The organism is Pseudoxanthomonas mexicana (genome assembly GCF_046736355.1).
In the GTDB taxonomy this organism is placed as follows: domain Bacteria; phylum Pseudomonadota; class Gammaproteobacteria; order Xanthomonadales; family Xanthomonadaceae; genus Pseudoxanthomonas_A; species Pseudoxanthomonas_A mexicana_B.
This window is the reverse complement of the sequence record NZ_CP157201.1, coordinates 1854020-1880447: the sequence shown is the minus strand read 5'-3', so window position 1 is coordinate 1880447 and position 26428 is coordinate 1854020. Positions and strand designations below refer to the sequence as shown.

Here is a 26428-nt window from a genome sequence, read left to right as displayed (position 1 = left end):
GTCGCCGATTCCCCATGAGCGCACGAATCATCGTCGGTATTTCCGGGGGCGTCGATTCGTCGGTCGCCGCGCTGCGGCTGGTGCAGTCCGGCGAGTCGGTGGCCGGCTTGTTCATGCAGAACTGGGCCGACGACGGCAGCGGCGAATGCCGCGCCGAGCAGGACCGGCGCGACGCGGTGGCGGTGTGCGGGAAGCTGGGCATCCCCTTCCACTTCCGCGATTTCTCGGCCGAGTACTGGCAGGGCGTGTTCGAGCACTTCCTGGCCGAATACGCCGCCGGCCGCACGCCCAACCCCGACGTGCTGTGCAACCGCGAGGTCAAGTTCAAGCACTTCCTCGACGCCGCGCGCGAGCTGGGCGCCGAGAAGATCGCCACCGGCCACTATGCCCGCGTGCAGCACGAGGGCGGCCGCTGGCGGCTGCTGCGCGGCCTGGATCGCAACAAGGACCAGAGCTATTTCCTGCACCAGCTGGGGCAGGCGCAGCTGTCGGCCACGCTGTTCCCGATCGGCGACCTGGACAAGGCCGACCTGCGCCGCATCGCCCGCGAGGCCGGCCTGCCGACCCACGCCAAGAAGGATTCCACCGGCATCTGCTTCATCGGCGAGCGCGATTTCCGCGAGTTCCTCGGCCGCTACCTGCCGGCCCGGCCCGGCGAGATGCGCGACCCGCAGGGCCGGCGCATCGGCGAGCATTCCGGGGTGTTCTACTTCACCCTCGGCCAGCGCGAGGGGCTGAACATCGGCGGCGTGCGCGGCCGCGCGCAGGCGCCTTGGTACGTGGTCGGCAAGGACGTGGCCAACAACGTGCTGTACGTGGACCAGGACACCCTCAGCCCGTTCCTGATGTCGCGGCGGCTGTGGTCCGAACCCGCGCACTGGGTGGCCGGCGCGCCGCCGGCCGCGCGCTTCGAATGCACCGCGCAGACCCGCTACCGCCAGCAGGACGAGCCCTGCGCGGTGGAAGTGGCCGACGACGGTACCCTGGCGGTGCGCTTCGAGCGCGAGCAGCGCGCCGTCACTCCCGGACAATCGCTGGTGCTGTATGACGGCGACCAGTGCCTCGGCGGCGCGGTCATCGCCCGCACCGACGCCCCTTTGGAAAGCAGAATCGCGGAGCAAGCAGCTTGATCAACCGTTTTTCCGAACGCGTGCTGGCGCTGGCCGGCCTGGCCCAGGCGCTGCAACAGGTGCGCCGCATCGCCGAGACCGGCCAGTCCGATCCGGCCGTGGTGCAGGCATCGCTGGACAGCGTCTTCCGCATCGACGCCGATTCGCCGCTGGCGGTGTACGGCCGGGTCGCCGACGTCTCCGCCGGCCTGCGCCTGCTGCGCGGCTACCTGGCCAACGAGGCGCGCGACGAAGCGCTGCCCAAGCTGGCGCTGTCGGTGCTGCAACTGGAGCGGCGCTTCGTGCGCGAGGACAACACCGTCGACGCGGTCGGCAACGGCATCGGCGAGTTGTCGGCGCAGGCGCGGGCGCTGGGCGCGACCCACCCGGAAGTGCTGGCCGCGCTCGGCGGCCTGTACGCCGACACCATCAGCCACCTGCGCCCGCGGGTCATGGTGCAGGGCAACCCGCACTACCTGGCGCAGCCGGGCGTGGTCGCCGAGATCCGCGCGATCCTGCTGGCGGCGGTGCGCTCGGCGGTGCTCTGGCGCCAGCTCGGCGGCAGCTACTGGGATTTCCTGCTGTCGCGCAAGCCGATGCTGGAAGCCGTGGACGGCTGGCTGCGCGGCTGATTGCGTGCTGTGGAGCGGAGCTTGCTCCGCTGCTTCTCCTCCCCCGCGTAAAGCCAAAGCAGCCGAGCAAGCTCGGCTCTACAGGAATCTCGCCAGGCGTAACCGCCGGAATACACGATTGATTACGCCGATGTAGAGCAGAGCTTGCTCCGCTGCTTCCCCACTTGAAGCCAAAGCAGCCGAGCAAGCTCGGCTCTACAGGAATCTCGCCAGGCGTACCGCCGGAATCCACGATTGGTTACGCCGATGTAGAGCGGAGCTTGCTCCGCTGCTTCTCCACTTGAAGCCAAAGCAGCCGAGCAAGCTCGGCTCTACAGGAATCTCGCCAGGCGTAACTGCCGGAATCCACGATTGGTTACGCCGATGTAGAGCAGAGCTTGCTCCGCTGCTCCACTACGCCTGCAGCCGCGCCGGCGGCGCGTGCAGGTAGGCCGCGGCGCGGCGCTTGGCCTCGATGTCGCGGTAGATCGCCCGCGCGCGCTCCTCGTCGATTCCCAGCGCCCGCGCCAGTTCGGCGGCCGGGCGGCGATGCTCGAACGCCCACAGCGCCAGATCCATCTGCGCGTAGGGCAGCGCGAAATAGAACTCGTCCTGGCCCTGCGGCAGGCTGTAGGTGTCGGTGGTCGGCGTCGTGGAACAAATCTCCGCCGGCAGGCCGAGATGGCGCGCCATCGCGTAGACCTGGGTCTTGTACAGGTGCGCGATCGGCTTCAGGTCGGCCGATCCGTCGCCGTTCTTGACGAAGAAGCCCTGGTCGTACTCGAGCCGGTTCGGCGTGCCGACCACCGCGTATTGCAGGCGGTCGGCGTGGAAGTACTCCAGCGTCTTGCGCAGGCGCTGCTTGTGGTTGGTCGCCGCGACGATGCGCCGGTACGCCTCCGGCGGCAGTCGTGCCTCGTGCTGTTCGCCGTCCGGCGAGCGCACCACCAGCCGGAAGTGGTTGATGCCGCCCTCCAGCCCGCCGTGCAGGACGATCTTGCTCTTCCAGCCCTCGCCATAGCCGGGGAACACCTGGCCGATGGCGTCGTCGCGCTCGCGGTAGCAGCCCAGCGCCTCCAGCGCAGGGGCGATGTCGTGCAGTGCGTGGGCGATGCCCAGGTGCGCGGCCAGTTGCCGTCCCAGCGCGGTGGAAGCGCCGCTGGAATCGCGCTCCGGCAACAGCAGCCCGAACACCCGTTCGGCGCCGACCGCGCGCACGGCCAGCGCCGCGCACACCGAACTGTCGATGCCGCCGGACATCGCCACCACCAGCCCGCGCCGCTTCAGATCGCGCGCGGTCGCACGCATCCAGCCGGCGATGCGTTCGGCCTCGGCCCCGGCATCGAAATCCAGTACCTGCGGTCCCGGCGCGCTCATGCGGCGCGCTTGCGATCGACGAAGCGCGCGATCGCCTCCAGCGAATCGAGGTTGTCCGGCATCATCTCGTCGTCCTCGACCTTGATGGCGTAGGTGTCCTCGAGGAAGTGCACCAGTTCGAGGAAGCCGGTGGAATCCAGCAACTGCGCGTCCATGAAGGAGGCGTCGTCGGCGTAGTCGGCGGCGTCGCCCATCAGGAAGTTGTCCTGGATGTACTGGCGCACGGTGGTCTTGACGTCTTGCATCGGTTTTTCCATGACGGTGTGTGTGAGGCTCAGGACAATCCCTGCCGGGTCGGCTTGCCGGTAGCCGTGCGCGGCAGGCGCTCGACGAAGGCCACGTGCTTCGGCGCCATGTGGTTTTCCAGCGATGCCAGGCAATGGCGGATGACGTCGCGCTCGCCGAGCGCCGCGCCGGGTTCCGGCACCACCCAGGCCTTGATTGCCTCGCCCAGCAGGTCGTCGGGGACGCCGCCGACCAGGCATTCGCGCACGCCGGGCAGGCGCGCGATGGCGCGCTCGACCTCCAGCGGGCTGACCTTCTCGCCGCGCGTCTTGATGATGTCGTCCTTGCGCCCGGCGAAGTACAGCCAGCCCTGCGGATCGCTGCGGAACAGATCGCCGGTGCGCATCGCGCGGCGGCCGCTGGCGGGATCGACGAACAGCTTCTCGCAGGTGCGCTGCGGGTCTTCCCAGTAGCCGAGCATCACGTGATCGCCCTGCACCACCAGTTCGCCGGTCTCGCCCCAGGGCAGGCGCCGGCCGTCCTCGTCGATCAGCCAGCAGCGCTGCCCGGGCAGGCCGCGGCCCACGCTGTCCGGCCGCTCGTCCAGTTGCTCCGGCGGCAGGTAGCTGATGCGCGTGCATTCGGTCTGCCCGTACATCACCACCAGCTGCGCCGTCGGCAGCCGCGCGCGCACCTGTTGCAGCAGCGGCAACGGCAGCGGCGCCGAGGCGCTGGTGGCCAGCCGCAGCGACGACAGGTCCCAGCGCGAGAGATCCCGCATCGCCATCAGCATCGCGTACATCGTCGGCACCGCGGGGAATACCGTGGCGCGCTCGCGCGCGATGATCTCCAGCGCCTGGGCGGGGAACGCGAACGAGCGCTCCAGCACCAGCGTGGCGCCGGTGCAACAGGCCAGCAGGAACTGCGTCAATCCGTAGTTGAAGCTCAGCGGCAGCGCGCTGAAGACGACGTCGTCCTGCCGGATCGCCAGGTATTGCGCGATCGCGCGCACGGCGCAGACCAGGTTGCGGTGGCTCAGCATCACGCCCTTGGGCAGGCCGGTGGTGCCGGAGGTATGGCTGATGAAGGCCAGCGCGTCGGGCGAGGTCGCCGCATCGCTCGATGCCGCCGCGAACGCCTCGCCTTGCGGCCAGCCGCATTCGCCCGCCCGCCCCTGCCAGTCCGGATCGGCGACCACGACCCGCCGCAGTTCCGGCGCGGCCCGCCGCGCGTCGCGCCAGACTGGCGCCAGCGACGGCTGCGCGATCAGCATCGCCGCGCCGCTGCGGGCCAGCATGCCGCCGAGCTTGTCGGCCTTGGTCTGCGGATTGAACGGCATGCACACCGCGCCGATGCGCAGCAATGCCCACAGCGCGCACACCATCTCCACGCCGTTCTCCAGCAGCAGCCCGACCCGCTCGCCCGGCGCCACGCCCCATTGGCGCAGATGCCCGGCCAGCGCGCGGCTGCGGGCATCGAGTTCGGCATAGCTCAGGCGCCGTTCCCCGCACACCAGCGCCAGCTTGCCGGGCTGGCGCTGCACGGTGGCCGCGAACAACCGGTGCAGCAGCATCAGGCCGCCTTCGCCGCCGGCGCCCGTACGAAGCGCTCGTGCAGCAGCAGCAGCGACAGCACGCCGACGAAGGCCATGTTGTCGGGGAAGCCGATCGCGCGGCCGCTGCGGCATTTCTCCAGCAGGTGGCCGATGGCCGGTGCGTCGAACAGCCCGCTGGCCCGCAGCCGTTCCGGATGCAGGCACTGCGCCACCCACGGCAATGGTTGCCCGTCGCGGAAGAAGCAGGCGCTGTCCGGCGCGCGGTACGGCTGCTTGTGGCGTTGCAGGATGGCGGCGGGCAGTTCGGCGCGCATCGCCCGCTTGAGCAGGCGCTTCTCGCGCAGGCCGCGCAGCTTGTGCCGGGCCGGCAGGCGGTTGGCGAACTCGATGACGCGGTGATCGAGGAAGGGATAACGCCCCTCCACCGAATGCGCCATGCTCATCCGGTCGCCCTGCGAGGACAGCAGGTAGCCGGACAGCAGCGTGTCCGCCTCGACGCGCTGGTCGCGGTCCAGCGGCGGCCACCGGCCGATGTCGTCGGGCAACTGCGCCCGCAGCGCCTGCAACGGGTCGAAGCGCTCGATCTCGCGGCGCAGGTCCGGGTGCAGGAAGCGCAGCACGCGGCGGGTGCTGCGGATGCGGGTCAGGTGCGCGAACCACGGCTGCGCCAGCGCGTCCCCGTCCTGCCGGAAGAACTGCTCGGCGAAGCCGCGCGATCGCGCCGGCGAGTGCGCCAGGTACGGGTACAGCCGCTCCAGGATGCGGCCGCGCCACTGGCTGCCCGGCGCGCGCGCGAGGAAGCGGCGCGCCTGCGCCTCCTTGAACAGGTCGTAGCCGGCGAACACCTCGTCGGCGCCCTCGCCGGTCAGCACGACCTTGTAGCCGCAGTCGCGCACATGGCCGGCCAGCAGCATCATCGGCACCGGCGCGGTGCGCAGCAGCGGCGCTTCGGCGTGCTCGACGGCGCGGGCGAAGGCGGCGGCGATGTCGGCCTGCCCGGCCAGCACCTGGCTGTGCTCGGTCGCCAGGTGCGCGGCCATGATCCGCTGGTACCGGCTTTCGTCGAACTCGGCCTGCTCGAACGCCAGCGAGAACGTCCGCAGCCGCACGTCGCCCTGCCTGCGCACCAGCGCGGCGACGGCCGCCGAATCCAGCCCGCCGCTCAGGTAGGCGCCGACCGGCACGTCGGCGCGCAGTTGCAGGCGCACGGCATCGGCGAGCAGCGCGTGCAGTTCCTCGGCCAGATCGTCCTCGCTGCGCACGGCGGTCCCGGCGTCGCCCAGCGGACGCCACTGCCAGTAGCGCTCGATGCGCGGCGCCGGCGCGGGATCGTCCAGGTCCACGCTCATCCGGTGGCCCGGCGGCAGCTGCGCGATGCCGGCGAAGGCGCTGCGCCCGCCCAGCGTGCTCCAGCAGCCGAAGATCTCGCCCAGCGCCTGCGCGTCCAGCGCGAGCGCGCCGCCGAGCGCGTGCAGCGCCTTGATCTCCGAGGCGAACGCCAGCCGGTCGCCGCCGAGGCGGTAGTACAGCGGGCGGATGCCGACGCGATCGCGCGCCAGCACCAGCCGCCGCCGGCGCGCGTCGTGCAGCGCGATGGCGAACTGCCCGTTGAGGTGATCGACGAAATCGTCGCCATAGCGGTCATAGAGGTGGACGATGACCTCGGTGTCCGATTCGGTGTAGAAGACGTGGCCCTGCCGGCGCAACGCGGCGCGCAGCTCGACGTGGTTGAAGATCTCGCCGTTGAAGACCACGTGCACGCTGCGTTCCGGATTGTGGATCGGCTGCCAGCCGCCTTCCGGATCGATGATCGACAGCCGCGCGTGCGCCAGCCCGACCCGCCCGTCGAGGCGCAGGCGGCTGCCGTCCGGGCCGCGGTGGTGCAGCGCGCCGATCATCGCCGACAGTTCCGCCCGCGTCGGCGCCGGCGCGCCGGGCGCGGCGGCGATGCCGGCTGATGCCGCACATGGCGGGCGTCGCACGGCAGCGTCAGAAGCAGCCGTCATTGTCGAAACTCAGATCGGTGATCTGCCAGCGCCCGACGCCGCCCACGCCGGGCAGCGGCAGCGGCGTCTGCACGCCGGCCACCAGCGCCTCGGCCTGCCGGCTCATGAAGCCCAGCCGCGCCAGCACCAGCGCGGCCGAGGTATCCAGCGCGGTCGTGAACACCTTGCTGCAACCCAGCAGGCGCGCCTGCGCGATCGCGTGCAGCAGCAGCGCCGACAGCGTCGCGGAGGCGTCCTCGTCGGCCAGCTTCCAGTCGATGACGTGCATGGCGGCCAGGCGCCCGCCTTCGGCCGGCACGTGGCGCGCGGCCAGGTAGCCGACGCAGCGCCCGCCGCGGGCGGCGGTGAACAGCCGATAGGCCGCGCGCGGATTGCGGAACAGCCGCCAGTCCAGATGCCCGGCCGAGGGCGCCACGCAGGCCAGCGACGGCGGCAGCGCCGCGTGCACGGCCTCCAGCCATTCCGGGGCGACGCCGGTCGCCTCCTCGATGGCGAGGGCGCGCATGCCGGCGTCCTTCGCCAGCCGCTCGCGCAGCCGCCAGCCGGCGTTGACGAAGGGGCCGGCAAGGGCGGCCAGCGCCACGGGCGTGCCGCGCTGGCGCAGCAGCACGGCCGCATCCAGCGGCAGCACGTGATAGGTGCGATTGGGCAGCGGCGCGAACAGCCGCCGCACCAGCCCCAGCGAATTCCCGTTGGCGCCGATCGCCAAGGTGGCGCTGGCCTGCTCGCACATCGCCTGGTTGAGCCAGGCGCCGCCGCCGGCGCCTTCCAGCGCCGGCTCGAGCTGCACGTCCATCAGGTACTGGCCGTCGTAGAGATGGCCGGCATGGCGGATCGGCTGTACCTCGCTGCCGATGGTGGCCAGCACCTTCGACTCGTCGCGCAGCAGCCACAACTGTCCGAAAGGATGGCCGACCGTGGTCAGGCCATAGCGCCAGCGCAGGTAGGCCGCGTCGTCCCAGCCCCGTCGCCTGCGGAAATCCAGCAGCGCCGGCAGATCGTCGGCCGTGGCCGGCCGGAACGTTTCCAGCAACCGTTGCGGCGACCAGCCCAGCGCGCGCGCGAACAGCCGCGTCGTGGTCTCGAAGGCCGGGACCGGCGCGCTTCGCGGAACCCGGCTATCCATCCAGTACCCCGTGGCGGCGCAGGTAGTCGAGCACGTCGCCGACTTGGCGCATCGCGCGCGACTCCTCCGCATCCAGTTGCAGGCCGAAGCGCTCGTCCAGCTCGGCCATCAGCATCAGCGCGCCCATCGAGTCCCAGCCGGCGACGTCGTCGCGCCGCGTCGCCGGCGACAGCGGCGCGGGTTCGGCAAAGGCCTCGGCGATCATCGCCAGCGCCTGTTCGGTGGTCAGCCTGCCCTCGCTCATGCCGCGGCTCCCTGCCCTTCGTACAGTTCATGCATCAACGCGGCGCCGGCCGGCAGCGTCACCACCGCCGAAGCCCAGGACAGGCCGACGCCGTAGCCGAGCAGCATCAGCGTGGTCGGGCGCGAGGCATCGGCCATGCGCGTCAGCGTCACCGCCACCGACGGGCCGCCGCAGTTGGCGGTGTCCTCCAGCGTGAGCGGCACCTTTTCCTCCGGCAGCCCGCACTTCTTGGCCAGGTGGCGGATGATGAAGCGATTGGACTGGTGGAATACGTACTGGTCGACGTCCTCCACCGCCTTGCCGGCCAGCGCCAGCGCGTCGCGCACCAGCGGCGGCACGCGCTTGAGGGTGAAGTTGAAGATGGCCGCGCCGTCCATCTCCAGCGCCAGATGGCGCGGATCCTGCGGATTGCGATCGCGGAACGCGCCGCCGCGGATGATCAGCCCCTCGTGGCCGCTGCCGTCGGTGTGCAGGCAGAAACTGGCCTCGTCCTCCCCCGCTTCCAGCGCGGTCGCCGAACCGGCATCGCCGAACAGCAGCGTGGTGGCGTGATCGTCGGGATGGGTGAATCGGCTGGGCGTCTCGCCGTGCAGCATCAGGATGCGCCGCTGGCCGCCGCCGGCCAGCATGGTCGCGGCCACGTACAGGCCATAGGGATAGCCCGAGCAGCCCATGCCGATGTCGAAGGCGGCGCAGCCGTCGGACAGGCCCAGCCGCTGGTGCAGCAGGCAGGCGGTCGAGGGCAGGAAGTAGTCCGGCGACTGGGTGACGAAGATCAGGCCGGTGACGCTGTCCGGCGACCATTGCAGCCGCTCCAGCAGCCCCTGCGCGGCCTGGAAGCACAGGTCGGCCGAGGTGACGCCGTCCTCGACGACGTGCCGGGCGCGCACGCCTGCCATCGAGACCACCTTGCGCACCTCGTCGGCGCCGTAGCGATCGGCTTCCGCCAGGTTGTCCACCTGCCGCGCCGGCACGCAGGTGCTCACGCCCGCGATGCGGATGCCTTTGATGCGTGCTTGCGCCACCGGGCGATGTCCCCTGTTCCGTTGTCGTGGGGCCGATGCCTCGTGGCGCCTGCCCTTGTCGATTCGCTAACGCGAACGGCGCGCCAGACCGGCCGCGTGCCTGCCGCGAAAAAGAAGGGGGTATTCGGATTTCAGTGGAGACTCGTCCTTGGACTGCTCCACGAGTTCCCTTCTCGCGCTTGCGGGAGAAGGTGGCGCGCAGCGACGGACGAGGGCCTTTTCGCCTGCGGCACCCCCATCCGCCTTCGGCACCTTCCCCCGCAAGCGGGGGAAGGAACATCCGACAGCAGGCAATCTCGCACTGAAATCCGGATACCCGGTAAAAAAGAAGCCCGGCGCAAGGCCGGGCTTCGGGTGACGCGCTGAGGGAGGGTCAGGCCGCGACCGAGTCGGCCACTTCCTTGTAGTCCTGGATCTGGTCGAAGTTCATGTAGCGGTAGATCTCGGCGCCCTGGCGGTTGATGACCCCGATGTCGGCCATGTACTCCTCCTTGGTCGGGATGCGGCCCAGGCGCGAGCAGATCGCCGCCAGTTCCGCCGAGCCCAGGTAGACGTTGGAGTTGCGGCCCAGGCGATTGGGGAAGTTGCGGGTGCTGGTCGAGAACACCGTGGCGCCCTCGCGCACCTGCGCCTGGTTGCCCATGCACAGCGAGCAGCCCGGCATCTCCATGCGCGCGCCGGCGGTGCCGAAGGTGCCGTAGTGGCCTTCCTTGGTCAGCTCGGAGGCGTCCATCTTGGTCGGCGGCGCGACCCACAGCCGCGTGGGGATGTCGCGCTTGCCCTCCAGCAGCTTGGCGGCGGCGCGGAAGTGGCCGATATTGGTCATGCACGAGCCGATGAACACCTCGTCGATGGTCGCGCCGGCGACGTCGGACAGGGTCTTCACGTCGTCCGGATCGTTCGGGCAGGCGACGATCGGCTCGTGGATGTCGGCCAGGTCGATCTCGATGACGGCGGCGTACTCGGCGTCGGCATCCGGCTCCAGCAGTTGCGGGTCGGCCAGCCACTCCTCCATCTTCCTGATGCGGCGGGCCAGCGAGCGCGCGTCGGCGTAGCCCTCGGCGATCATCCACTTCAGCAGGGTGATGTTGCTGTTGAGGTACTCGATGATCGGTTCCTTGTTCAGGCGCACCGTGCAGCCGGCGGCCGAGCGCTCGGCCGAGGCGTCGGACAGCTCGAACGCCTGCTCGACCTTCAGGTCCGGCAAGCCCTCGATCTCGAGGATGCGGCCGGAGAAGACGTTCTTCTTGCCCTGCTTGGCCACGGTCAGCAGGCCGGCCTTGATCGCGTACAGCGGGATCGCGTTGACCAGGTCGCGCAGGGTCACGCCCGGCTGCATCTGGCCCTTGAAGCGCACCAGCACGCTCTCCGGCATGTCCAGCGGCATCACCCCGGTGGCCGCGGCGAAGGCGACCAGGCCGCTGCCGGCCGGGAACGAGATGCCGATCGGGAAGCGCGTGTGCGAGTCGCCGCCGGTGCCGACGGTGTCGGGCAGCAGCATGCGGTTGAGCCAGCTGTGGATCACGCCGTCGCCCGGGCGCAGCGACACGCCGCCGCGGGTGGAGATGAATTCCGGCAGGGTGTGGTGGGTCTTCACGTCCACCGGCTTCGGGTAGGCGGCGGTGTGGCAGAACGACTGCATCACCAGATCCGCGCTGAAGCCCAGGCAGGCCAGGTCCTTCAGCTCGTCGCGGGTCATCGGGCCGGTGGTGTCCTGCGAGCCGACCGAGGTCATCTTCGGTTCGCAATAGGTGCCCGGGCGCATGCCCTGGCCTTCCGGCAGGCCGCAGGCACGGCCGACCATCTTCTGCGCCAGCGAGAAGCCCTTGCCGGTGTCCGGCGGGTTCATCGGCAGGCGGAACAGGTCGGTGGCCGGCAGGCCCAGCGCCTCGCGCGCCTTGGCGGTCAGGCCGCGGCCGACGATCAGCGGGATGCGGCCGCCGGCGCGGACCTCGTCGAACAGCACGTCGGACTTGACCTGGAACTCGGCGATCACCTCGCCGTTCTTCAGCGCCTTGCCCTCGTACGGACGCAGCTCGACGACGTCGCCGTGTTCCATCTGCGAGACGTCCAGCTCAATCGGCAGCGCGCCGGCGTCTTCCATCGTGTTGTAGAAGATCGGCGCGATCTTGCTGCCCAGGCAGACGCCGCCGTAGCGCTTGTTGGGGATGAACGGGATGTCCTCGCCGGTCCACCACAGCACCGAGTTGGTCGCCGATTTGCGACTGGAGCCGGTGCCGACCACGTCACCGACGTAGGCGACCAGATGGCCCTTGGCCTTCAGGTCGAGCAGGGCCTGGATCGGGCCGCGCTTGCCGTCCTCTTCCGGCACGAACGGCGCATCGGGGCGCTTGTTCTTCAGCATCGCCAGCGCGTGCAGCGGGATGTCCGGGCGCGTGGTCGCGTCCGGCGCCGGCGACAGGTCATCGGTGTTGGTCTCGCCCGGCACCTTGAACACGGTAATGGTCAGCGAGGCCGGCACTTCCGGCTTGCTGGTGAACCACTCGGCCTCGGCCCAGCTCTTCAGCACCGCCTGGGCGTGGGCGTTGCCCTTGCCGGCCTTGTCCTGCACGTCGTGGAAGGCGTCGAACACCAGCAGCGTGTGCTTCAGGCCCTCGGCGGCGACCGCGCCGAGCTCGGCGTGATCCAGCAGTTCGACCAGCGGATGGATGTTGTAGCCGCCCAGCATGGTGCCGAGCAGTTCGGTCGCGCGCCGCGGGGTGATCAGCGACGTGGACTCGCTGCCGAACGCCACCGCCGCCAGGTAGGAGGCCTTGACCTTGGCCGCGTCGTCGACGCCGGCCGGCACGCGGTGGGTGATCAGGTCGACCAGGAACTCGCCCTCGCCGGCGGGCGGGTTCTTCAGCAGTTCGATGACCTCGGCGGTCTGCTGCGCGGTCAGCGGCAGCGGCGGGATGCCGAGCGCTTGGCGCTCTGCGACGTGGTGGCGGTAGGCTTCCAACATGGCGACTCCGGATGGCGGTAAACGGTGGGGAATGGTTTGTTGTGCGGTTATTCGGCGGTTATTCGGCGACCGGGACGATCAATTTGAGTCCCTTGAAGTAGTCGCGGTAGAAGGCGCTGTCGCGGGTGATCAGGCCATTGCACTGCAGCAGCGCATGGGCGCCGATCAGGAAATCGGGCACGGCGCGGGCGCGGGCGCCGCCGCGCTGGCGGTAGCGCCGCTGCATCTCGCCGGCGCGCAGCGCCGACTTGGCTTCCAGCGTGCTGAAGCGGATGCTCATCTCCTCCAGCACCGTCAGCGCCTCGGAACCGTCGCGCAGCGCGCTGCACACCTCGGCCAGCGCAACGTCGCAGATCACCACCGGCCCGCTGCTCAGGCACTGGCGCAGGCAGGCTTCGGCGGCGTCGGCCTGCGGGCCGTCGGCCAGCAGGTCCACCAGCACCGAGGAGTCGATGGCGATCATGCCGGCGCTCACGGATCCAGCGGTTCGCCGGGCGCGCGGCCGCGGATGGCGCGCATCGCCTCGTCGGTGGAACCGAAGCCGTCCAGCTTGAAGCGGCCGCGCGCACGCGAAATGGCATCGTCCACGCTCTTGCGCAGCACGATGCGGCTGCCTTCCAGCTCGACCTTCAGCACGCTGCCCTTGGTCAGGCCCAGCGCATCGCGCACGGCCTTGGGCAGGGTGATCTGGCCGCGCTCGGCTACGGTCGCTTCCATCGGCGGGCCCTCTTGAGTATGCACGAATTATACATACCTCCAGATGCATACTCAAATGGCCGTTCCGGCCGGGCAGGCATCCGGCGCGGCAACGCACCGTCCCGTCCGCCGGCTTGGCCCGTCATGCATTTGGCCGATAATGCAGGCGCAATGGTCGCCTCTCGCTTCACGATGCCGACCCGTCCGCACCGTTAGGCTGGCCGGCGACGATTCCCTCTATCAGCTACAGGAGCCTCCGCGATGAGTGATTCCTTCGCCACCCGCAGCACCCTGGACGTCGGCGGGCGCGCCTACACCTATTACAGCCTGCCCCGGCTGGGCCAGCGCTTCGCCATCGACCGGCTGCCGTATTCGTTGAAGATCCTGCTGGAGAACCTGCTGCGCTGCGAGGACGGCGTGACCGTCACCCCCGCCCACATCGAGGCGGTGGCAACCTGGGACGCGGGCAAGGAACCGGACACCGAGATCGCCTTCATGCCGGCGCGGGTGGTGCTGCAGGACTTCACCGGCGTGCCCTGCGTGGTCGACCTGGCGGCGATGCGCGACGCGGTGGTCAGGCTGGGCGGCACGCCGGAGCAGATCAACCCGCTGATCCCGTCCGAACTGGTGATCGACCACTCGGTGCAGGTGGACTCCTTCGGCAGCCCCGAATCGCTGGACCTCAACGGCCGCATCGAGTTCGAGCGCAACCGCGAGCGCTACGGCTTCCTGCGCTGGGGCCAGAAGGCGTTCGACAACTTCAAGGTGGTGCCGCCCAACACCGGCATCGTCCACCAGGTCAACCTGGAGAACCTGGCGCGGGTGGTGATGACGGCGGAAAAGGACGGCGTGCTGCTCGCCTACCCCGACACCGTGTTCGGCACCGACTCGCACACCACGATGATCAACGGCATCGGCGTGCTCGGCTGGGGCGTGGGCGGCATCGAGGCCGAGGCGGCGATGCTGGGCCAGCCTTCGTCGATGCTGATCCCGCAGGTGGTCGGCTTCAGGCTGACCGGTCGGCTGCCCGAGGGCGCCACCGCCACCGACTTGGTGCTGACCGTCACCGAGATGCTGCGCGCGCATGGGGTGGTCGGCAAGTTCGTCGAGTTCTTCGGCGACGGCCTGCAGCACCTGCCGCTGGCCGACCGCGCCACCATCGGCAACATGGCGCCCGAGTACGGCGCCACCTGCGGCATCTTCCCGATCGACGCCGAATCGCTGAACTACCTGCGCCTGTCCGGCCGCGGCGAGGATCAGATCGCGCTGGTCGAGGCCTATGCCAGGGCGCAGGGACTCTGGCACGACGCCGACAGCCCGCATGCCGAGTACAGCGCCACCCTGCACCTGGACATGGACGACGTGCAGCCGTCGCTGGCCGGCCCCAAGCGCCCGCAGGACCGCGTGCTGCTGGGCGAGGTCAAGGACAACTACCGCCGCAGCCTGGCGCCGTTCGTCGAGGCGCGCGACCGGCGCACGCCGGAAGTGGCCGACTTCGTCGCCGAGGGCGGCGGCTCGGCGGTGGGCAACGAATCGCTGAGCCGCGGCTACGCCGACATCGGGATCGACGGCCGGCCGGTGCGGCTGAAGGACGGCGCGGTGGTGATCGCCGCCATCACCTCCTGCACCAACACCTCCAACCCGGCGGTGATGATCGGCGCCGGCCTGCTGGCGCGCAACGCCGCCGCGCGCGGGCTCGATCGCAAGCCTTGGGTCAAGACCTCGCTCGGGCCGGGCTCGCGGGTGGTGACCGACTACCTGCAGAAGGCCGGCGTGCTCGACGACCTGGAGAAGATCGGCTTCTACGTGGTCGGCTACGGCTGCACCACCTGCATCGGCAATTCCGGCCCGCTGCCGCTGGAAGTCAGCGCCGGCATCGCCAGCGGCGACCTGGTGGTGACCTCGGTGCTGTCGGGCAACCGCAACTTCGAGGGCCGCATCCACGCCGAGGTGAAGATGAACTACCTCGCCTCGCCGCCGCTGGTGGTGGCCTACGCCATCGCCGGCACGGTGGACATCGACCTGACCTCCGAGCCGCTGGGCACCGGCGCCGACGGCCGGCCGGTGTTCCTGCGCGACATCTGGCCCAGCAACAAGGAGATCGGCGACGTCATCGCCGCCACCGTCGGCCCGGAGCTGTTCAAGCAGAACTACGCCGACGTGTTCAAGGGCGACGCCCGCTGGAACACCATCGAGTCTCCGGACGGCGGGCTGTACGCCTGGGACGCGGCGTCCACCTACATCAAGAACCCGCCCTACTTCGACGGCATGTCGATGGCGGTGGGCGCGATCGAGGACGTGCACGGCGCGCGCGTACTCGGCCTGTTCGGCGATTCCATCACCACCGACCACATCTCCCCGGCTGGCAGCATCAAGAAGGATTCGCCGGCCGGCCGCTACCTGCAGGCGCGCGGCGTGCAGCCGGCCGACTTCAACAGCTACGGCAGCCGCCGCGGCAACGACGACGTGATGGTGCGCGGCACCTTCGCCAACATCCGCATCAAGAACCTGATGCTGGGCGGCGAGGAAGGCGGCAACACACTGTACTTCGGCAGCGAGCCGGCCGAGCGGATGTCGATCTACGATGCGGCGATGCGCTACAAGGCCGCCGGCACGCCGCTGGTGGTGCTGGCCGGCAAGGAATACGGCACCGGATCCTCGCGCGACTGGGCGGCCAAGGGCACCAACCTGCTCGGGGTCAAGGCGGTGTTCGCCGAGAGCTTCGAGCGCATCCACCGCTCCAACCTGGTCGGCATGGGCGTGCTGCCCTTGCAGTTCATCGAGGGGCAGAACGCCGGCACGCTGGGGCTGGACGGCTCGGAAGTCTTCGACATCACCGGCCTGCACGACGGCGCCTCGAAGGTCGCCACGGTCGTCGCCCGCCACCCGGGCGGCCGCGAAGTGCGCTTCCAGGTCCAGGTGCTGCTGCTGACGCCTAAGGAGGTGGAGTACTTCCGCCACGGCGGCCTGCTGCACTACGTACTCCGGCAGTTGGCTGCGCGCAGGGCTGCCTGACTCTTCGGAAAGGGCGGAAGACCGGCCCGCCGCTGCGCGGCGGGCGTTCGCAAGCGCGCGAAGCAGTGCTTCGCAAGCGCGCTTCCTCACCCACCACGGCGGCCTGTTGCACTACGTACTCCGGCAGTTGGCTGCGCGCAGGGCTGCCTGACTCTTCGGAAAGGGCGGAAGACCGGCCCGCCGCTGCGCGGCGGGCGTTCGCAAGCGCGCGAAGCCATGCTTCGCAAGCGCGCTTCCTCACCCACCACGGTGGCCTGCTGCACTACGTGCTTCGCCAGCTCGCCGCGCGCAAGGCCACCTGACTCCGGAATCGGCGGTCGCAGAAGCAACCGCAAATGGATCCCAGCGAAAGCTGGGAGCATTTCGCTTTTGACTTCCGCTGCAAAGCGCCCGCAAGCCGCAAAAGCAACGGCAATGGCAATGGCAATGGCAACATGGATCCCTGCGTTGGCTGGGATGACACCTTCGGAAGTGCGCCTTGGACTCTGCGACGGCCAAGCCCGTCGTGACGACCGTTGGTCGTTTCGCCAGGCCGGCGTGCACTGAATCCCGCGTTCCTGCTGTACAAGGACCGCAGCGAATGCCGCCGTGAAACCGCGCGGGCGGCGACCGTCGTGGCCCGGTTGCGCCAACCTCGCATTTCCCTGGGAGAAGTGCCGTGATCAAGCCCTCGTGTCTCGCGTTCGCCCTGCTCCTCGCGCTGCCGGCTGCGCCGGCCGGGGCGGCCGGACCCGACAAGGCCGGCGTGGATCGGGTCGTCAAGGCCCACGTCGCCCGATTGAACGCGCAGGTGCAGCAAAACCAGGAAAGCGTGGAGGAGCAGCAGGTCGAGGTGGCCGACCTGGATGGCGACGGCAAGGCGGAGATCGTCCTGCTCAGCGCCAACTACGGCCCCACCTACTGGAGCTACGGGGTGACCGTGTTCGCCGAGCGCGGCAAGGGATACGTCCCGGCGGCGGAATCACAGGACGCGCTGGGGATGGTGGAGCGTTTCGATCTGCGCGACGGCCTGATCCACGTCCGCGCGAAGTGGCCGGGGCCGAACGATCCACGCTGCTGCCCCAGCCTGGAGCGCACCACCGCCTTGCAGTGGCAGGGCGACAAGCTGGTCGAGGCGAAGACGCCACGCGCCACGGCCGCGCCGACGGCGTCCGCTCCCGCCCGCAGGACGCCCGCGACCGGTTGGCAGATCAGGCCGGTATCCGGGCGATCCCCGGTCGCCACCGTGACCGGACCGGGCATCGTGCAGAGCCTGAGCCTGATCTGCGAGCAGCGGGTGCCGGTCGCCGCGTTCGTGTTGAAGTCGCCGCCGGCGGCGACGCCGGCCATCGCGGCAGTGGAGATCGGCGGGCACCGGATCCAGCTCAGCCTCATCCGGCCGGCCGGCGGCGGCAATGTCTGGTTCGGCGATCTGCGCGCCTCTCCCCTGCCGCGCCTGCTGGTCGATGCGCGCGGCAGCGCCTCCGTCAGCATCGACCGGCAGCCGCAGGGCGAGCTGGCGCTGCAAGGCGCGGGCGAGGCGGCGCGCGCCGCGCTGTCGGCGTGCTACCGGTTCTGACCGCCGCCCGTCACTGCGGCTTCCACTCGGCGTAGTACACGCGCCACTGCCCGCCCTGATCGCGCCAGCCGCTGGTCACGCGATAGGACTGCATGCGCTCGGGCAGCAGGCGCTGGTTGCCACCGGTCAGCACCACGGTGAACGCGACGGTGGCGGTGTCTTCCCGCAGTTGCACGTCGAGCGGCCCCAGCGTGGCGCCCATGCGCGCGTTGGCCAGCAGTTGCGCGCGCAACAGGTTGTGCAGCGCAGCACGATCCATGCCCTGCGTTCCGGTGAAATCCTCAGCCACCGCCTCCATGAAATCGCCGGGGCGGCGTTCGGCGAGCGCCTCCTGCATCTGCGCGACCTGCGCGCGCAGCCTCTGCTCCGCCGATTCCCTGCCACAGCCGCCCAGCAGCAACAGCGCCAGCACGAGCCCGCACGAAGCCGCGCGCCCTGCCATCGCCGGTATGTGGAGCCGCTGAAATGCCGGTTTCATTGCTTCGCCTTTTCCATCCGGAACGGTATGCTGGCCCCAGGGGCATCCCGCGCGATGTCGCCCGGCATCCATACAGAACGAGCACATGACCCTTGGGGAGGGAGTTAAGAAGATGATTCAGGACCGTCCGTGGTTCAAGCATTATCCCGACGGCGTGCCGCACGAAGTGGACCTGGAGGAATACCGATCCATCGTGTCGGTGTTCGAGACCGCGGTGACGCAGTACCGCGACAGGCCGGCCTTCGAGAACTTCGGCAAGCGCCTGACCTATGGCGAGGTGGACGCGCTCAGCCGCGACTTCGCCGGCTACCTGCTCGGCGAGCTGAAGCTGAAGAAGGGCGATCGCGTCGCCATCATGGCGCCCAACTGCCTGCAGTACCCCATCGCGCTGTTCGGCATCCTGCGCGCCGGGCTGACCGTGGTGAACGTCAACCCGATGTACACCCCGCGCGAGCTCAAGCACCAATTGGTCGACGCCGGCGCCAGCGTGCTGCTGGTGGTGGACAACTTCGGCAAGACCGCCGCCGAGGTCATCGCCGAGACGCCGGTACGCCAGGTCATCACCACCGGCCTGGGCGACATGGTCGGGCTGAAGGGCGCGATCATCAACTTCGTGCTCAAGTACGTGAAGAAACTGGTGCCGGACTACCAGATCCCCGGCGCGGTGCGCTTCCGCGAGACCCTGCGGCTGGGACGCGCGCGCAAGCTGCCGGAGATCGACATCAGCCATGACGACATCGCCTTCCTGCAGTACACCGGCGGCACCACCGGCGTGTCCAAGGGCGCGATGCTGACCCACCGCAACCTGGTGGCCAACATGCAGCAGGCCGGCGTGTGGGTCGGCACCGGGCTGGACTACGGCAACGAGGCCATCATCACCGCGCTGCCGCTGTACCACATCTTCGCGTTGACGGCGAACTGCCTGGTCTTCATGAAACTCGGCGGGCTCAACCATTTGATCAGCAACCCGCGCGACATGCCGGGCTTCGTCAAGATCCTCAAGGGCACCCGCTTCAGCGCCATCACCGGCGTCAACACGCTGTTCAACGGCCTGCTCAACACGCCGGGCTTCGACGAGGTGGACTTCTCGCACCTCAAGATGACCCTCGGCGGCGGCATGGCGGTGCAGCGCGCGGTGGCGGAAAGGTGGAAGAAAGCGACCGGCGTGACCCTGGTCGAGGCCTATGGCCTGACCGAGACCTCGCCGGCCGCCTGCATCAACCCGATGAACCTGAAGGACTACAACGGCTCCATCGGCCTGCCGGTCCCCTCCACCGACGCCTGCATCAAGGACGACGACGGCAACATGCTCGGCGTCGACGAGGTCGGCGAGCTTTGCATCAAGGGCCCGCAGGTGATGAAGGGCTACTGGCAGCGCCCGGACGAGACCGCCAAGGTCATCGACGCCGACGGCTGGCTGCACACCGGCGACATGGCCAAGATGGATGCCGAGGGCTTCTTCTACATCGTCGATCGCAAGAAGGACATGATCCTGGTGTCCGGCTTCAACGTGTATCCCAACGAGGTCGAGGACATCATTGCCGGCATGCCCGGCGTGCTGGAAGTGGCCGCCGTCGGCGTGCCCGACGAGCGCTCCGGCGAAGCGGTCAAGGTATTCGTGGTGCGCAAGGATCCGTCGCTGACCGCCGAGCAGATCAAGGCGTTCTGCCGCGACAACCTCACCGGCTACAAGCAGCCGCGCCACGTCGAGTTCCGCACCGAGCTGCCGAAGACCAACGTCGGCAAGATCCTGCGCAAGGAACTGCGCGACTCGGCGCCGGCACAGGGCTGATTGCACTGCGCCAGGAACGGGGATGCGAAGCCGGCCGAAAGGCCGGCTTTTTCATGCCTGGACCCTATTTATGCGATATTCGTCACAGTTTGATGTCGAGATGTCTTGGCGAATCCCAACCCTGCCTTGAGGCACCGTGGATACTTTCTTTTAACCGTTCGTTCAGGTGTAGCATCGGCCGCGTGATGCGCTCCCCGTCACACGCGGCCAGGACATGGCCGCGCACTCCCAGCCTCGAGGAATACCGCCATGAACAACGTCGAGAAACTGCAACGCACCCGCCAGCTTCCCACCATCCGCGTCGAATCCGAGCCCAGCGGCGACGCGCATTGGATGTACATGCATTCCAATGCCGCGCCGGGCGTGCGTCCGTGTTTCCACAGCCAGATGCTGGACGACGTGCTCGGCTTCATGAACTCGATCACGTTGCGCGACTCGCAGCGCGAGTGCGGCAAGCTGCGCCATCTGGTGGTCGCATCCGATGCGGCGGCCTTCAATCTCGGCGGCGACCTGGAGCTGTTCTCGCGCCTGATCCGCGACAACAACCGCGACCAGTTGCTGAGCTACGCGCGCCGCTGCATCGACGGCGTCTACCACCTCAACACCGGCCTGGGTGGCGACGTGCGCACGATCGCGCTGATCCAGGGCGACGCGCTCGGCGGCGGCCTGGAGATCGCGCTGTCCTGCCACACCATCGTGGCCGAGGAAGGCGTGCAGATGGGTCTGCCGGAGGCACTGTTCGGCCTGTTCCCGGGCATGGGCGCCTACTCCTTCCTGTGCAAGCGCATCTCGCCGCAGCTGGCCGAGAAGATCATCCTCGAAGGCAGCCTGTATTCCAGTGAGGAAATGCACCGCATGGGCGTGGTCGACGTGCTGGTGCCCAAGGGCCAGGGCGCGGCAGCGGTGCAGTCGCTGATCGATCGCCAGCGCCGCGCCCCGCATGCGCACCTGGCGCTCAACGCCTGCCGCAACCTGGCCCAGCCGGTCGGCTACAACGAGCTGATGGGCATCACCGAGATCTGGGTCGACACCGCGCTGGCGCTCGGCGACAAGTCGCTGAAGATGATGGAACGGATCGTGCGCGCGCAGGAGAAGCGCGCCAGCTGCCGGGTCGCCTGATTCGCGGAGAGCGCTTCACCACCATCTGACAGGGGGCGGACAGCGCACGATGCACTTTCCGGATGGCGGGCCGGCGCAAGCCGCCCGCCTGGATTCCGCCAATGGCGCCGCCTTCGATGCGGCTCCGCCGTGCCATGCAGCGCGATGGCACGTTTGCGCCGGACAACGGACGGCAACGAAACCGGCTCCCCTCCCGCTCAGGAACCCTGTCCGTGCGAGGCACGCGCGCGCTGGCGGCTTTCCAGCGCATCCTTGCCCTGTGCAAGGAAGGAATTGAGCGTAGCCAGGCGCTGGCGCCACTCGCGCTGGATCTGCCAGTCGCTCAGCCTCATCATCTCGCTGGCCGCCGCGGCCACCCGCACCAGGCCCAGGTTGCTGGCCACGCCCTTCAACGCATGGGCGTGATCGCGCAGGCTTTCGCCCGTGTTCTGTTCCATCGCATGCGCCATCGCGCCGATGCAGCCATCGGCATCGCTGAGGCACTGGGCGATGAATTCGCGCTCGAACGCCTCCCCCATGCCCAGCGCGCTCAGTTCGTCGAGCACGGTCAGGTCCAGGATCTCGTCTCCCATCCGGTGCGACTGGACGTCGGTGATCACCGGTGCGCCGACGATGGCGCCGCGACCGGCAATCTCGGCCAGCACGTCGAGCAGGCGCGAGGCGACCACCGGCTTGGCGAGGAAAGCGCGCGCGCCGGCGCGCTCGCAATTGCGGATGGCATCGGGCGTGACATCCGCGCTGAGGACGATGACCGGCGTGCGCCTGCCGCCGCCCGCCTCCATCACCCGCAGCTGCTTGAGCAGGTCCAGGCCGCTGACGTCGGGCATGTGCAGGTCGCAGACAATCGCGTCGTACTCGTAGGACTCCAGCGCGTTGAGCACGTCCTCGCCGCCATTGACGCAGGTGATGCGGTGGCCGGCCTTCTGCAACAGCCGCTGCACGACCATGCGGTTGGCCTCGTGATCGTCGGCGACCAGGATCTGCAGGCTGCGCACGCGCGCGCGATGGCGCAGGAAGGGGTCGGAGAAGGCGATGATGTTCTCGGCCAGCGCCGGCGTGCCGGTTTCCTCGTCCTGTGGCCGCCGGGCCGGTTGCGGCATGGCATCGCCTGCCTGCACCTCCTCGAACGGCAGTTCGACCCAGAATGAGCTGCCGCGCTGCTCGGCGCTCTCGAAACCGATGGTGCCGCCCATCGCCTCGGCCAGGCCCTTGGCGATGGTGGTGCCCAGACCGGTGCCGCCGTAGCGGCGCACCAGGCTGGCGTCGGCCTGCTCGAACGCCTCGAAAAGGCGCGTGCGCACCTCGGCCGGGATGCCGATGCCGGTATCGGTGACGCTGAAGCGCAGCCTCACCCGCCCCTGCTCGCCCGGCTGGGCGCCCACTTCCAGCGTCACTCGCCCCTGGTCGGTGAACTTGACCGCGTTGCCTGCCAGGTTGAGCAGGATCTGGCGCAGGTGCCCGGCATCGCCGCGCAGCCGTTGCGGTACCGAGTCGTCGATGCGCGCTTCGTAGTGCAGGTGCTTGGTGCGCGCCTGCGGCGACAGGATCAGGCCGATGTTGTCGACCAGCTCCCGCGGCGAAAACTCGACCAGGTTGAGCTTGAGCTTGCCCGCCTCGATGGCGGAGATGTCCAGCACGTCCTCCACCAGCGCCAGCAGGCTGCGCGCCGAGGCCTGGATGGTGGACAGGCATTCGCGCTGCTCGCTGTCCAGCCGCGTGGTCGCCAGCAGTTCGGACATGCCGGACAGGCCGTTGAGCGGGGTGCGGAACTCGTGGCTCATGTTGGCCAGGAAGCGGCTCTTGGCCTCGTTGGCGCGGCGCGCCTCCTCGGTCGCGGTGGTCAGCTGGCGCAGCAGCCCCGACAGGTACATCGGCACCGCCACCAGCCCGATCAGCAGGCCGACGCCCAGGGTCAGGTTCTGCCGCCAGTAGGGACTGATGGCGACGACCGCGCCGAAGGCAATGCAGGCCATCGCCACCGCACCCACCAGGTAGCGGTTGCCATAGCGCAGGCCGTTGCCGACCGTGACCCACATCAGCACGATGTAGGCCCACGACAGCGGCTCGCCCATGCCCACCATGGCCGCGGCCATCAGGCCGTAGTCGGCCAGCATGCCCAGCCCGCGCCGCACATGCGACTTGCCCGGCTGCACCAGCAGCCAGGCGAAGATGCCGATGCCGTTGACCAGCCCGGACAGCACGATGCTCAGCACCAGCGCGTACTCGTCCTGCGGCAGGGCCTGCCGCGAGGACGGCAGCAGCGCGTACAGCAGGATGATCGAGATCAGGCCGATACGGACCAGCGCCTGGCCGTGCTCGCTGTCGGGACGATTGGCGATCCGCGAACGGATCCAGGCTGACAGGGAATTGTTCATGGCTCACTCCATGCCGGGGCGGGCCTGGACCGTCGAATAGCGCGCGCAGATGTCGTCCAGCCGCTCGCGGGCACGGACCAGGGCATCCACGCACGCCGGATCGAACAACCGCCCGCGCTGCGCGTACAGGTAGGCCAGCGCGGCGTCCTTCTCCCACGCCTTCTTGTAGGGACGGGGTGAAATCAGCGCGTCGAAGACGTCGGCGACGGCCACTATCCTGGCTTCCAACGGTATCTGCTCGCCCTTGAGGCCATCGGGATAGCCGCTGCCGTCGAAGCGCTCGTGGTGGCGCAAGGCGATGGTGGCGCCCATCTGGATGAAGCGGTTGTGGCTGCCGGCCAGCAACTGGTAGCCGATCCGGGGATGCCGGCGCATGATCTCGCCCTCCTCGGGCGTCAGCGGTCCGGCCTTCATCAGCACCGCGTCGGGGATGGCGATCTTGCCGATGTCATGCAGCGGCGCGGCCATCTCGATGGTGCGGACCTCGTCCTCGGGCAGCCCCAGCTGCTCGGCGATCAGGCCGGCGACGTGGGCCATCCGCTCCAGGTAGGCGCTGGTGCCGCTGTCGCGGTACTCGATGGCGCGGGCCAGCCGCGACAGCGTCTCGCGCTCGCGCTCCTCGACCTCGTGCATGCTCGACAGCAGCCGCTGCTCCAGCGACAGTGCGCGCTGCTTGACGTTCTCCGACTGCTGGCGCAGCTGCAGCAGGTTGCGGCAGCGCGCGCGCAGCTCGCGCGGGCGCACCGGCTTGACCAGGAAGTCGATGACGCCGGCCTCCAGCGCGGCCTGGCGGATCGGCTCGTCGCCGACCACGGTGACCAGGATGATCGGGATGTCGCGGTGCATCGGCAGGCGGCGGAAGCGGCGGGCGAACTCCAGCCCGTCCATGCCCGGCATGCGGTAGTCGAGCAGCAGCAGGTCGCTGCGATTGCGCTCGCACCATTGCAGGGCGGCCTGCGAATCGCCGAAGTCGTGCACGTTCAGTTCCGAGGCGATGTCCTCGATGACGTGGCGCAGCATCGTGCGCGCGGAAGTCTGATCGTCGACGATGACGATGTTCAAAGCGCCTACCGCCCCTTGTGGCCACGCCAGGTGGCTGTCGGGGAAGGATACTCCGCTGGCGACTGCACTGGCATCAAGCATGGGGGATGTCTCCAGGCACGCGGTCGGTACCGGTTCAACCGGATGCCGCTACATGTTATCGGCAGGAGGGTATTCGGATTGAGGACGCAACGCGCAGGCACGCCGCGCAGCGATGCACGCAGGAAGCATGCCAGGACCTGGCCGCCATCCGCGGCGGCGCCTCCGATGGCATGCAACCCGCCGCATCTGGCGGGGATTTCCGGCACATTTCGGCAAATTCCCGCGTATGGCGCAGCCCAGGCAACCTGCGTGCCGGACGCGACGGACGCCGCCGCAATGGCCGTCCAGCGGCAGTATCTGTCCAGGCGCGCCGCATCGGTTCCGCCCGTTGCGGGGCTTGCAGTGGACCTGATGCCCGGCACCGGCGCCCCGCCGCGGCGCTTCAGCCGTGGTGCTGCTCGGGGCGCATGTACGGGAACAGCAGCACGTCGCGGATGGAATCGGCGCCGGTCAGCAGCATCACCAGCCGGTCGATGCCGACGCCCAGGCCACCGGTCGGCGGCAGGCCGACCTCCAGCGCGCGGATGTAGTCGGCGTCGTAGTGCATGGCCTCGTCGTCGCCGCCGGCCTTGGCCTCGACCTGCGCCTGGAAGCGCGCGGCCTGGTCCTCAGGGTCGTTCAGCTCGGAGAAGCCGTTGGCGATTTCCTTGCCGTTGATGAACAGCTCGAAGCGGTCGGCATAGCCGGCCTCGCTGTCGCTGGCGCGTGCCAGCGGCGAGACCTCGATCGGATGGTCGGTGATGAAGGTCGGCTGGACCAGGGTGTGCTCGACGGTCTTCTCGAAGATTTCCAGCAGCAGCTTGCCCCAGCCCCAGGACGGCTTGATCGGGATGCCCAGGCGCTGGCAGTGGCGGGCCAGCGCCTCGCGGTCGGTGCAGTCGGCCGCGCTGATCTCCGGATTGTGGTGGCGCACCGCCTCGTCCATGCGCCAGCGGCGGAACGCTGGCTCCAGGTCGATCTCGTTGCCTTCCCAGGTGACCGTGCCGGTGGCCAGCACCTCGTGGGCGACGTCGCGGATGACCGATTCGGTCAGGTCCATGACCTCGTGGTAGGTGGCGTAGGCCTCGTACAGTTCCAGCATCGTGAACTCGGGGTTGTGCCGGGTCGACACGCCCTCGTTGCGGAAGTTGCGGTTGATCTCGTAGACGCGCTCGAAGCCGCCGACCACCAGCCGCTTGAGGTACAACTCCGGCGCCACGCGCAGGTACAGGTCCAGGTCCAGCGCGTTGTGGTGGGTGGCGAACGGCTTGGCCGTCGCGCCGCCGGGGATGTAATGCATCATCGGCGTCTCCACTTCGAGGAAGCGGCGCGCGTCCAGCCATTCGCGGATGGCGCGGATGATCCTGGAGCGCTTGAAGAACACCTCGCGCGCCTCCGGCGTGACGATGAGGTCGACGTAGCGCTGGCGGTAGCGCTGCTCGACGTCGCTCAGGCCGTGCCACTTGTCCGGTAGCGGGCGCAGCGACTTGGTCAGCAGGCGCAGCGTCGCCGCCTTGACCGACAGTTCGCCGGTGCGGGTGCGGGTCAGGCCGCCCTGCACGCCGACGATGTCGCCGATGTCCCAGCCCTTGAACGCCTCGTAGGTCTCGCCCAGCGCGTTGGACTGCAGGAACAGCTGGATGCGCCCGGACTCGTCCTGGATCTGCACGAAGCTGGCCTTGCCCATCACCCGCTTGGCGAGGATGCGCCCGGCCATCGCCACTTCCAGGCTGGCCGATTCCAGCGCCTCGGCCGTCCACAGGTCCCGGTCGGCATATTCGGCCTGCAGGTCGCCGGCGTAGTGGGTGCGGCGGAAGTCGTTGGGATAGGCGATGCCCTGCCCGCGCAGCGCATGCAGTTTGGCGCGGCGCTCGGCGATGAGGCTGTTCTCGTCGGCGGGAGGCGCGGGTTGGGCGTGCGGTTCGGTCATGGGGTGCGGAGCGAGAAGTGAGTGGAGAGAAGTGAGGAGTGAGCAGAAGCGAAAGCGGGATGGCGAAAGGGCTGGAACGGAATGGCGAAGGGGGGCGGGA

General features: G+C 69.2%; 20 protein-coding genes. 6 read left to right on the top strand and 14 right to left on the bottom strand.

Annotated features, from left to right (window positions below; translation table 11 throughout):
- The first annotated feature begins 14 nt into the window (after positions 1 to 14).
- Complete coding sequence (gene mnmA, locus AAG688_RS08685; protein WP_411831860.1) at positions 15 to 1130, top strand: tRNA 2-thiouridine(34) synthase MnmA; 1116 nt, start codon at positions 15 to 17, stop codon at positions 1128 to 1130.
- A complete protein-coding gene (hflD, locus tag AAG688_RS08680) occupies positions 1127 to 1741 on the top strand; it encodes a high frequency lysogenization protein HflD (protein ID WP_411831859.1) in 615 nt (204 codons plus the stop codon). The genes mnmA and hflD overlap by 4 nt, the downstream gene beginning before the upstream one ends.
- A gap of 393 nt (positions 1742 to 2134) precedes the next feature.
- Here hflD and nadE read toward each other — a convergent pair whose 3' ends face one another.
- The 10 genes from nadE to AAG688_RS08630 all read right to left on the bottom strand — a co-directional run bounded on the left by nadE (position 2135) and on the right by AAG688_RS08630 (position 12960).
- Entirely contained in the window at positions 2135 to 3097 is a 963-nt protein-coding gene (gene nadE / locus AAG688_RS08675) for an NAD(+) synthase (protein ID WP_411831858.1), read from the bottom strand.
- Positions 3094 to 3342 carry an acyl carrier protein gene (locus tag AAG688_RS08670; RefSeq protein WP_411831857.1) on the bottom strand — a complete coding sequence of 83 codons (249 nt, stop codon included), beginning with the start codon at positions 3340 to 3342 and terminating at the stop codon, positions 3094 to 3096. Before AAG688_RS08670 ends, nadE begins: the two co-directional genes overlap by 4 nt.
- Positions 3343 to 3371: 29 nt before the next feature.
- Positions 3372 to 4895 (bottom strand): class I adenylate-forming enzyme family protein, encoded by a 1524-nt coding sequence (locus AAG688_RS08665; protein WP_411831856.1) that lies wholly within the window; start codon positions 4893 to 4895, stop codon positions 3372 to 3374.
- Entirely contained in the window at positions 4895 to 6883 is a 1989-nt protein-coding gene (gene asnB / locus AAG688_RS08660) for an asparagine synthase (glutamine-hydrolyzing) (RefSeq protein ID WP_411831855.1), read from the bottom strand. Before asnB ends, AAG688_RS08665 begins: the two co-directional genes overlap by 1 nt.
- Positions 6867 to 8009, bottom strand: a complete 1143-nt coding sequence (locus AAG688_RS08655) for a hypothetical protein (protein ID WP_411831854.1) — start codon at positions 8007 to 8009, stop codon at positions 6867 to 6869. Before AAG688_RS08655 ends, asnB begins: the two co-directional genes overlap by 17 nt.
- A complete protein-coding gene (locus tag AAG688_RS08650; RefSeq protein WP_411831853.1) occupies positions 8002 to 8253 on the bottom strand; it encodes an acyl carrier protein in 252 nt (83 codons plus the stop codon). The genes AAG688_RS08655 and AAG688_RS08650 overlap by 8 nt, the downstream gene beginning before the upstream one ends.
- Positions 8250 to 9239, bottom strand: coding sequence for a 3-oxoacyl-ACP synthase III family protein (locus AAG688_RS08645; protein WP_411831852.1), 990 nt, complete (start codon positions 9237 to 9239; stop codon positions 8250 to 8252). Before AAG688_RS08645 ends, AAG688_RS08650 begins: the two co-directional genes overlap by 4 nt.
- A gap of 412 nt (positions 9240 to 9651) precedes the next feature.
- Positions 9652 to 12243, bottom strand: coding sequence for a bifunctional aconitate hydratase 2/2-methylisocitrate dehydratase (gene acnB, locus AAG688_RS08640; protein WP_411831851.1), 2592 nt, complete (start codon positions 12241 to 12243; stop codon positions 9652 to 9654).
- A gap of 58 nt (positions 12244 to 12301) precedes the next feature.
- Positions 12302 to 12706 carry a type II toxin-antitoxin system VapC family toxin gene (locus tag AAG688_RS08635; RefSeq protein ID WP_411831849.1) on the bottom strand — a complete coding sequence of 135 codons (405 nt, stop codon included), beginning with the start codon at positions 12704 to 12706 and terminating at the stop codon, positions 12302 to 12304.
- An 8-nt stretch (positions 12707 to 12714) separates the two neighbouring features.
- Entirely contained in the window at positions 12715 to 12960 is a 246-nt protein-coding gene (locus tag AAG688_RS08630) for an AbrB/MazE/SpoVT family DNA-binding domain-containing protein (protein ID WP_411831848.1), read from the bottom strand.
- Positions 12961 to 13200: 240 nt separating this feature from the next.
- Between AAG688_RS08630 and acnA the strand changes: the two genes are divergently transcribed.
- The gene (acnA, locus tag AAG688_RS08625) at positions 13201 to 15954 is read left to right on the top strand and encodes an aconitate hydratase AcnA (protein WP_411831847.1); all 2754 of its coding nucleotides are present in this window, start codon (positions 13201 to 13203) and stop codon (positions 15952 to 15954) included.
- A gap of 658 nt (positions 15955 to 16612) precedes the next feature.
- Positions 16613 to 17512 carry a hypothetical protein gene (locus tag AAG688_RS08620; protein WP_411831846.1) on the top strand — a complete coding sequence of 300 codons (900 nt, stop codon included), beginning with the start codon at positions 16613 to 16615 and terminating at the stop codon, positions 17510 to 17512.
- Positions 17513 to 17522: 10 nt separating this feature from the next.
- On the opposite strand, the gene AAG688_RS08615 is transcribed toward AAG688_RS08620, so the two are convergent.
- Positions 17523 to 17954, bottom strand: coding sequence for a nuclear transport factor 2 family protein (locus AAG688_RS08615; RefSeq protein ID WP_411831845.1), 432 nt, complete (start codon positions 17952 to 17954; stop codon positions 17523 to 17525).
- A 148-nt stretch (positions 17955 to 18102) separates the two neighbouring features.
- On the opposite strand from AAG688_RS08615, the gene AAG688_RS08610 reads away from it, so the two are divergent.
- Together AAG688_RS08610 and AAG688_RS08605 are read left to right on the top strand one after the other, a co-directional pair.
- Entirely contained in the window at positions 18103 to 19782 is a 1680-nt protein-coding gene (locus AAG688_RS08610; protein ID WP_411831844.1) for a long-chain fatty acid--CoA ligase, read from the top strand.
- A 249-nt stretch (positions 19783 to 20031) separates the two neighbouring features.
- Entirely contained in the window at positions 20032 to 20901 is an 870-nt protein-coding gene (locus AAG688_RS08605; RefSeq protein WP_411831843.1) for a crotonase/enoyl-CoA hydratase family protein, read from the top strand.
- Positions 20902 to 21098: 197 nt separating this feature from the next.
- On the opposite strand, the gene AAG688_RS08600 is transcribed toward AAG688_RS08605, so the two are convergent.
- The 3 genes from AAG688_RS08600 to lysS form a co-directional block, all read right to left on the bottom strand.
- Complete coding sequence (locus tag AAG688_RS08600) at positions 21099 to 23276, bottom strand: ATP-binding protein (RefSeq protein WP_411831842.1); 2178 nt, start codon at positions 23274 to 23276, stop codon at positions 21099 to 21101.
- Between the two features lie 3 nt (positions 23277 to 23279).
- On the bottom strand, positions 23280 to 24419 hold the full coding sequence (locus AAG688_RS08595; protein WP_411831841.1) for an HD domain-containing phosphohydrolase: 1140 nt from the start codon (positions 24417 to 24419) through the stop codon (positions 23280 to 23282).
- A 382-nt stretch (positions 24420 to 24801) separates the two neighbouring features.
- Entirely contained in the window at positions 24802 to 26328 is a 1527-nt protein-coding gene (gene lysS / locus AAG688_RS08590; RefSeq protein ID WP_411831840.1) for a lysine--tRNA ligase, read from the bottom strand.
- Positions 26329 to 26428: the final 100 nt, after the last annotated feature.

What these genes read in the sequence shown, in the direction of transcription:
- acnA (WP_411831847.1), top strand. Translation starts at nt 13,201, where the DNA reads ATGAGTGATTCCTTCGCCACCCGCAGCACCCTGGACGTCGGCGGGCGC.
- nadE (WP_411831858.1), bottom strand. Translation starts at nt 3,097, where the DNA reads ATGAGCGCGCCGGGACCGCAGGTACTGGATTTCGATGCCGGGGCCGAG.
- AAG688_RS08610 (WP_411831844.1), top strand. Translation starts at nt 18,103, where the DNA reads ATGATTCAGGACCGTCCGTGGTTCAAGCATTATCCCGACGGCGTGCCG.
- AAG688_RS08655 (WP_411831854.1), bottom strand. Translation starts at nt 8,009, where the DNA reads ATGGATAGCCGGGTTCCGCGAAGCGCGCCGGTCCCGGCCTTCGAGACC.
- AAG688_RS08595 (WP_411831841.1), bottom strand. Translation starts at nt 24,419, where the DNA reads ATGCTTGATGCCAGTGCAGTCGCCAGCGGAGTATCCTTCCCCGACAGC.
- AAG688_RS08665 (WP_411831856.1), bottom strand. Translation starts at nt 4,895, where the DNA reads ATGCTGCTGCACCGGTTGTTCGCGGCCACCGTGCAGCGCCAGCCCGGC.
- asnB (WP_411831855.1), bottom strand. Translation starts at nt 6,883, where the DNA reads ATGACGGCTGCTTCTGACGCTGCCGTGCGACGCCCGCCATGTGCGGCA.
- AAG688_RS08615 (WP_411831845.1), bottom strand. Translation starts at nt 17,954, where the DNA reads ATGGCAGGGCGCGCGGCTTCGTGCGGGCTCGTGCTGGCGCTGTTGCTG.
- AAG688_RS08630 (WP_411831848.1), bottom strand. Translation starts at nt 12,960, where the DNA reads ATGGAAGCGACCGTAGCCGAGCGCGGCCAGATCACCCTGCCCAAGGCC.
- lysS (WP_411831840.1), bottom strand. Translation starts at nt 26,328, where the DNA reads ATGACCGAACCGCACGCCCAACCCGCGCCTCCCGCCGACGAGAACAGC.
- AAG688_RS08635 (WP_411831849.1), bottom strand. Translation starts at nt 12,706, where the DNA reads ATGATCGCCATCGACTCCTCGGTGCTGGTGGACCTGCTGGCCGACGGC.
- mnmA (WP_411831860.1), top strand. Translation starts at nt 15, where the DNA reads ATGAGCGCACGAATCATCGTCGGTATTTCCGGGGGCGTCGATTCGTCG.
- acnB (WP_411831851.1), bottom strand. Translation starts at nt 12,243, where the DNA reads ATGTTGGAAGCCTACCGCCACCACGTCGCAGAGCGCCAAGCGCTCGGC.
- AAG688_RS08670 (WP_411831857.1), bottom strand. Translation starts at nt 3,342, where the DNA reads ATGCAAGACGTCAAGACCACCGTGCGCCAGTACATCCAGGACAACTTC.
- AAG688_RS08650 (WP_411831853.1), bottom strand. Translation starts at nt 8,253, where the DNA reads ATGAGCGAGGGCAGGCTGACCACCGAACAGGCGCTGGCGATGATCGCC.
- AAG688_RS08605 (WP_411831843.1), top strand. Translation starts at nt 20,032, where the DNA reads ATGAACAACGTCGAGAAACTGCAACGCACCCGCCAGCTTCCCACCATC.
- AAG688_RS08600 (WP_411831842.1), bottom strand. Translation starts at nt 23,276, where the DNA reads ATGAACAATTCCCTGTCAGCCTGGATCCGTTCGCGGATCGCCAATCGT.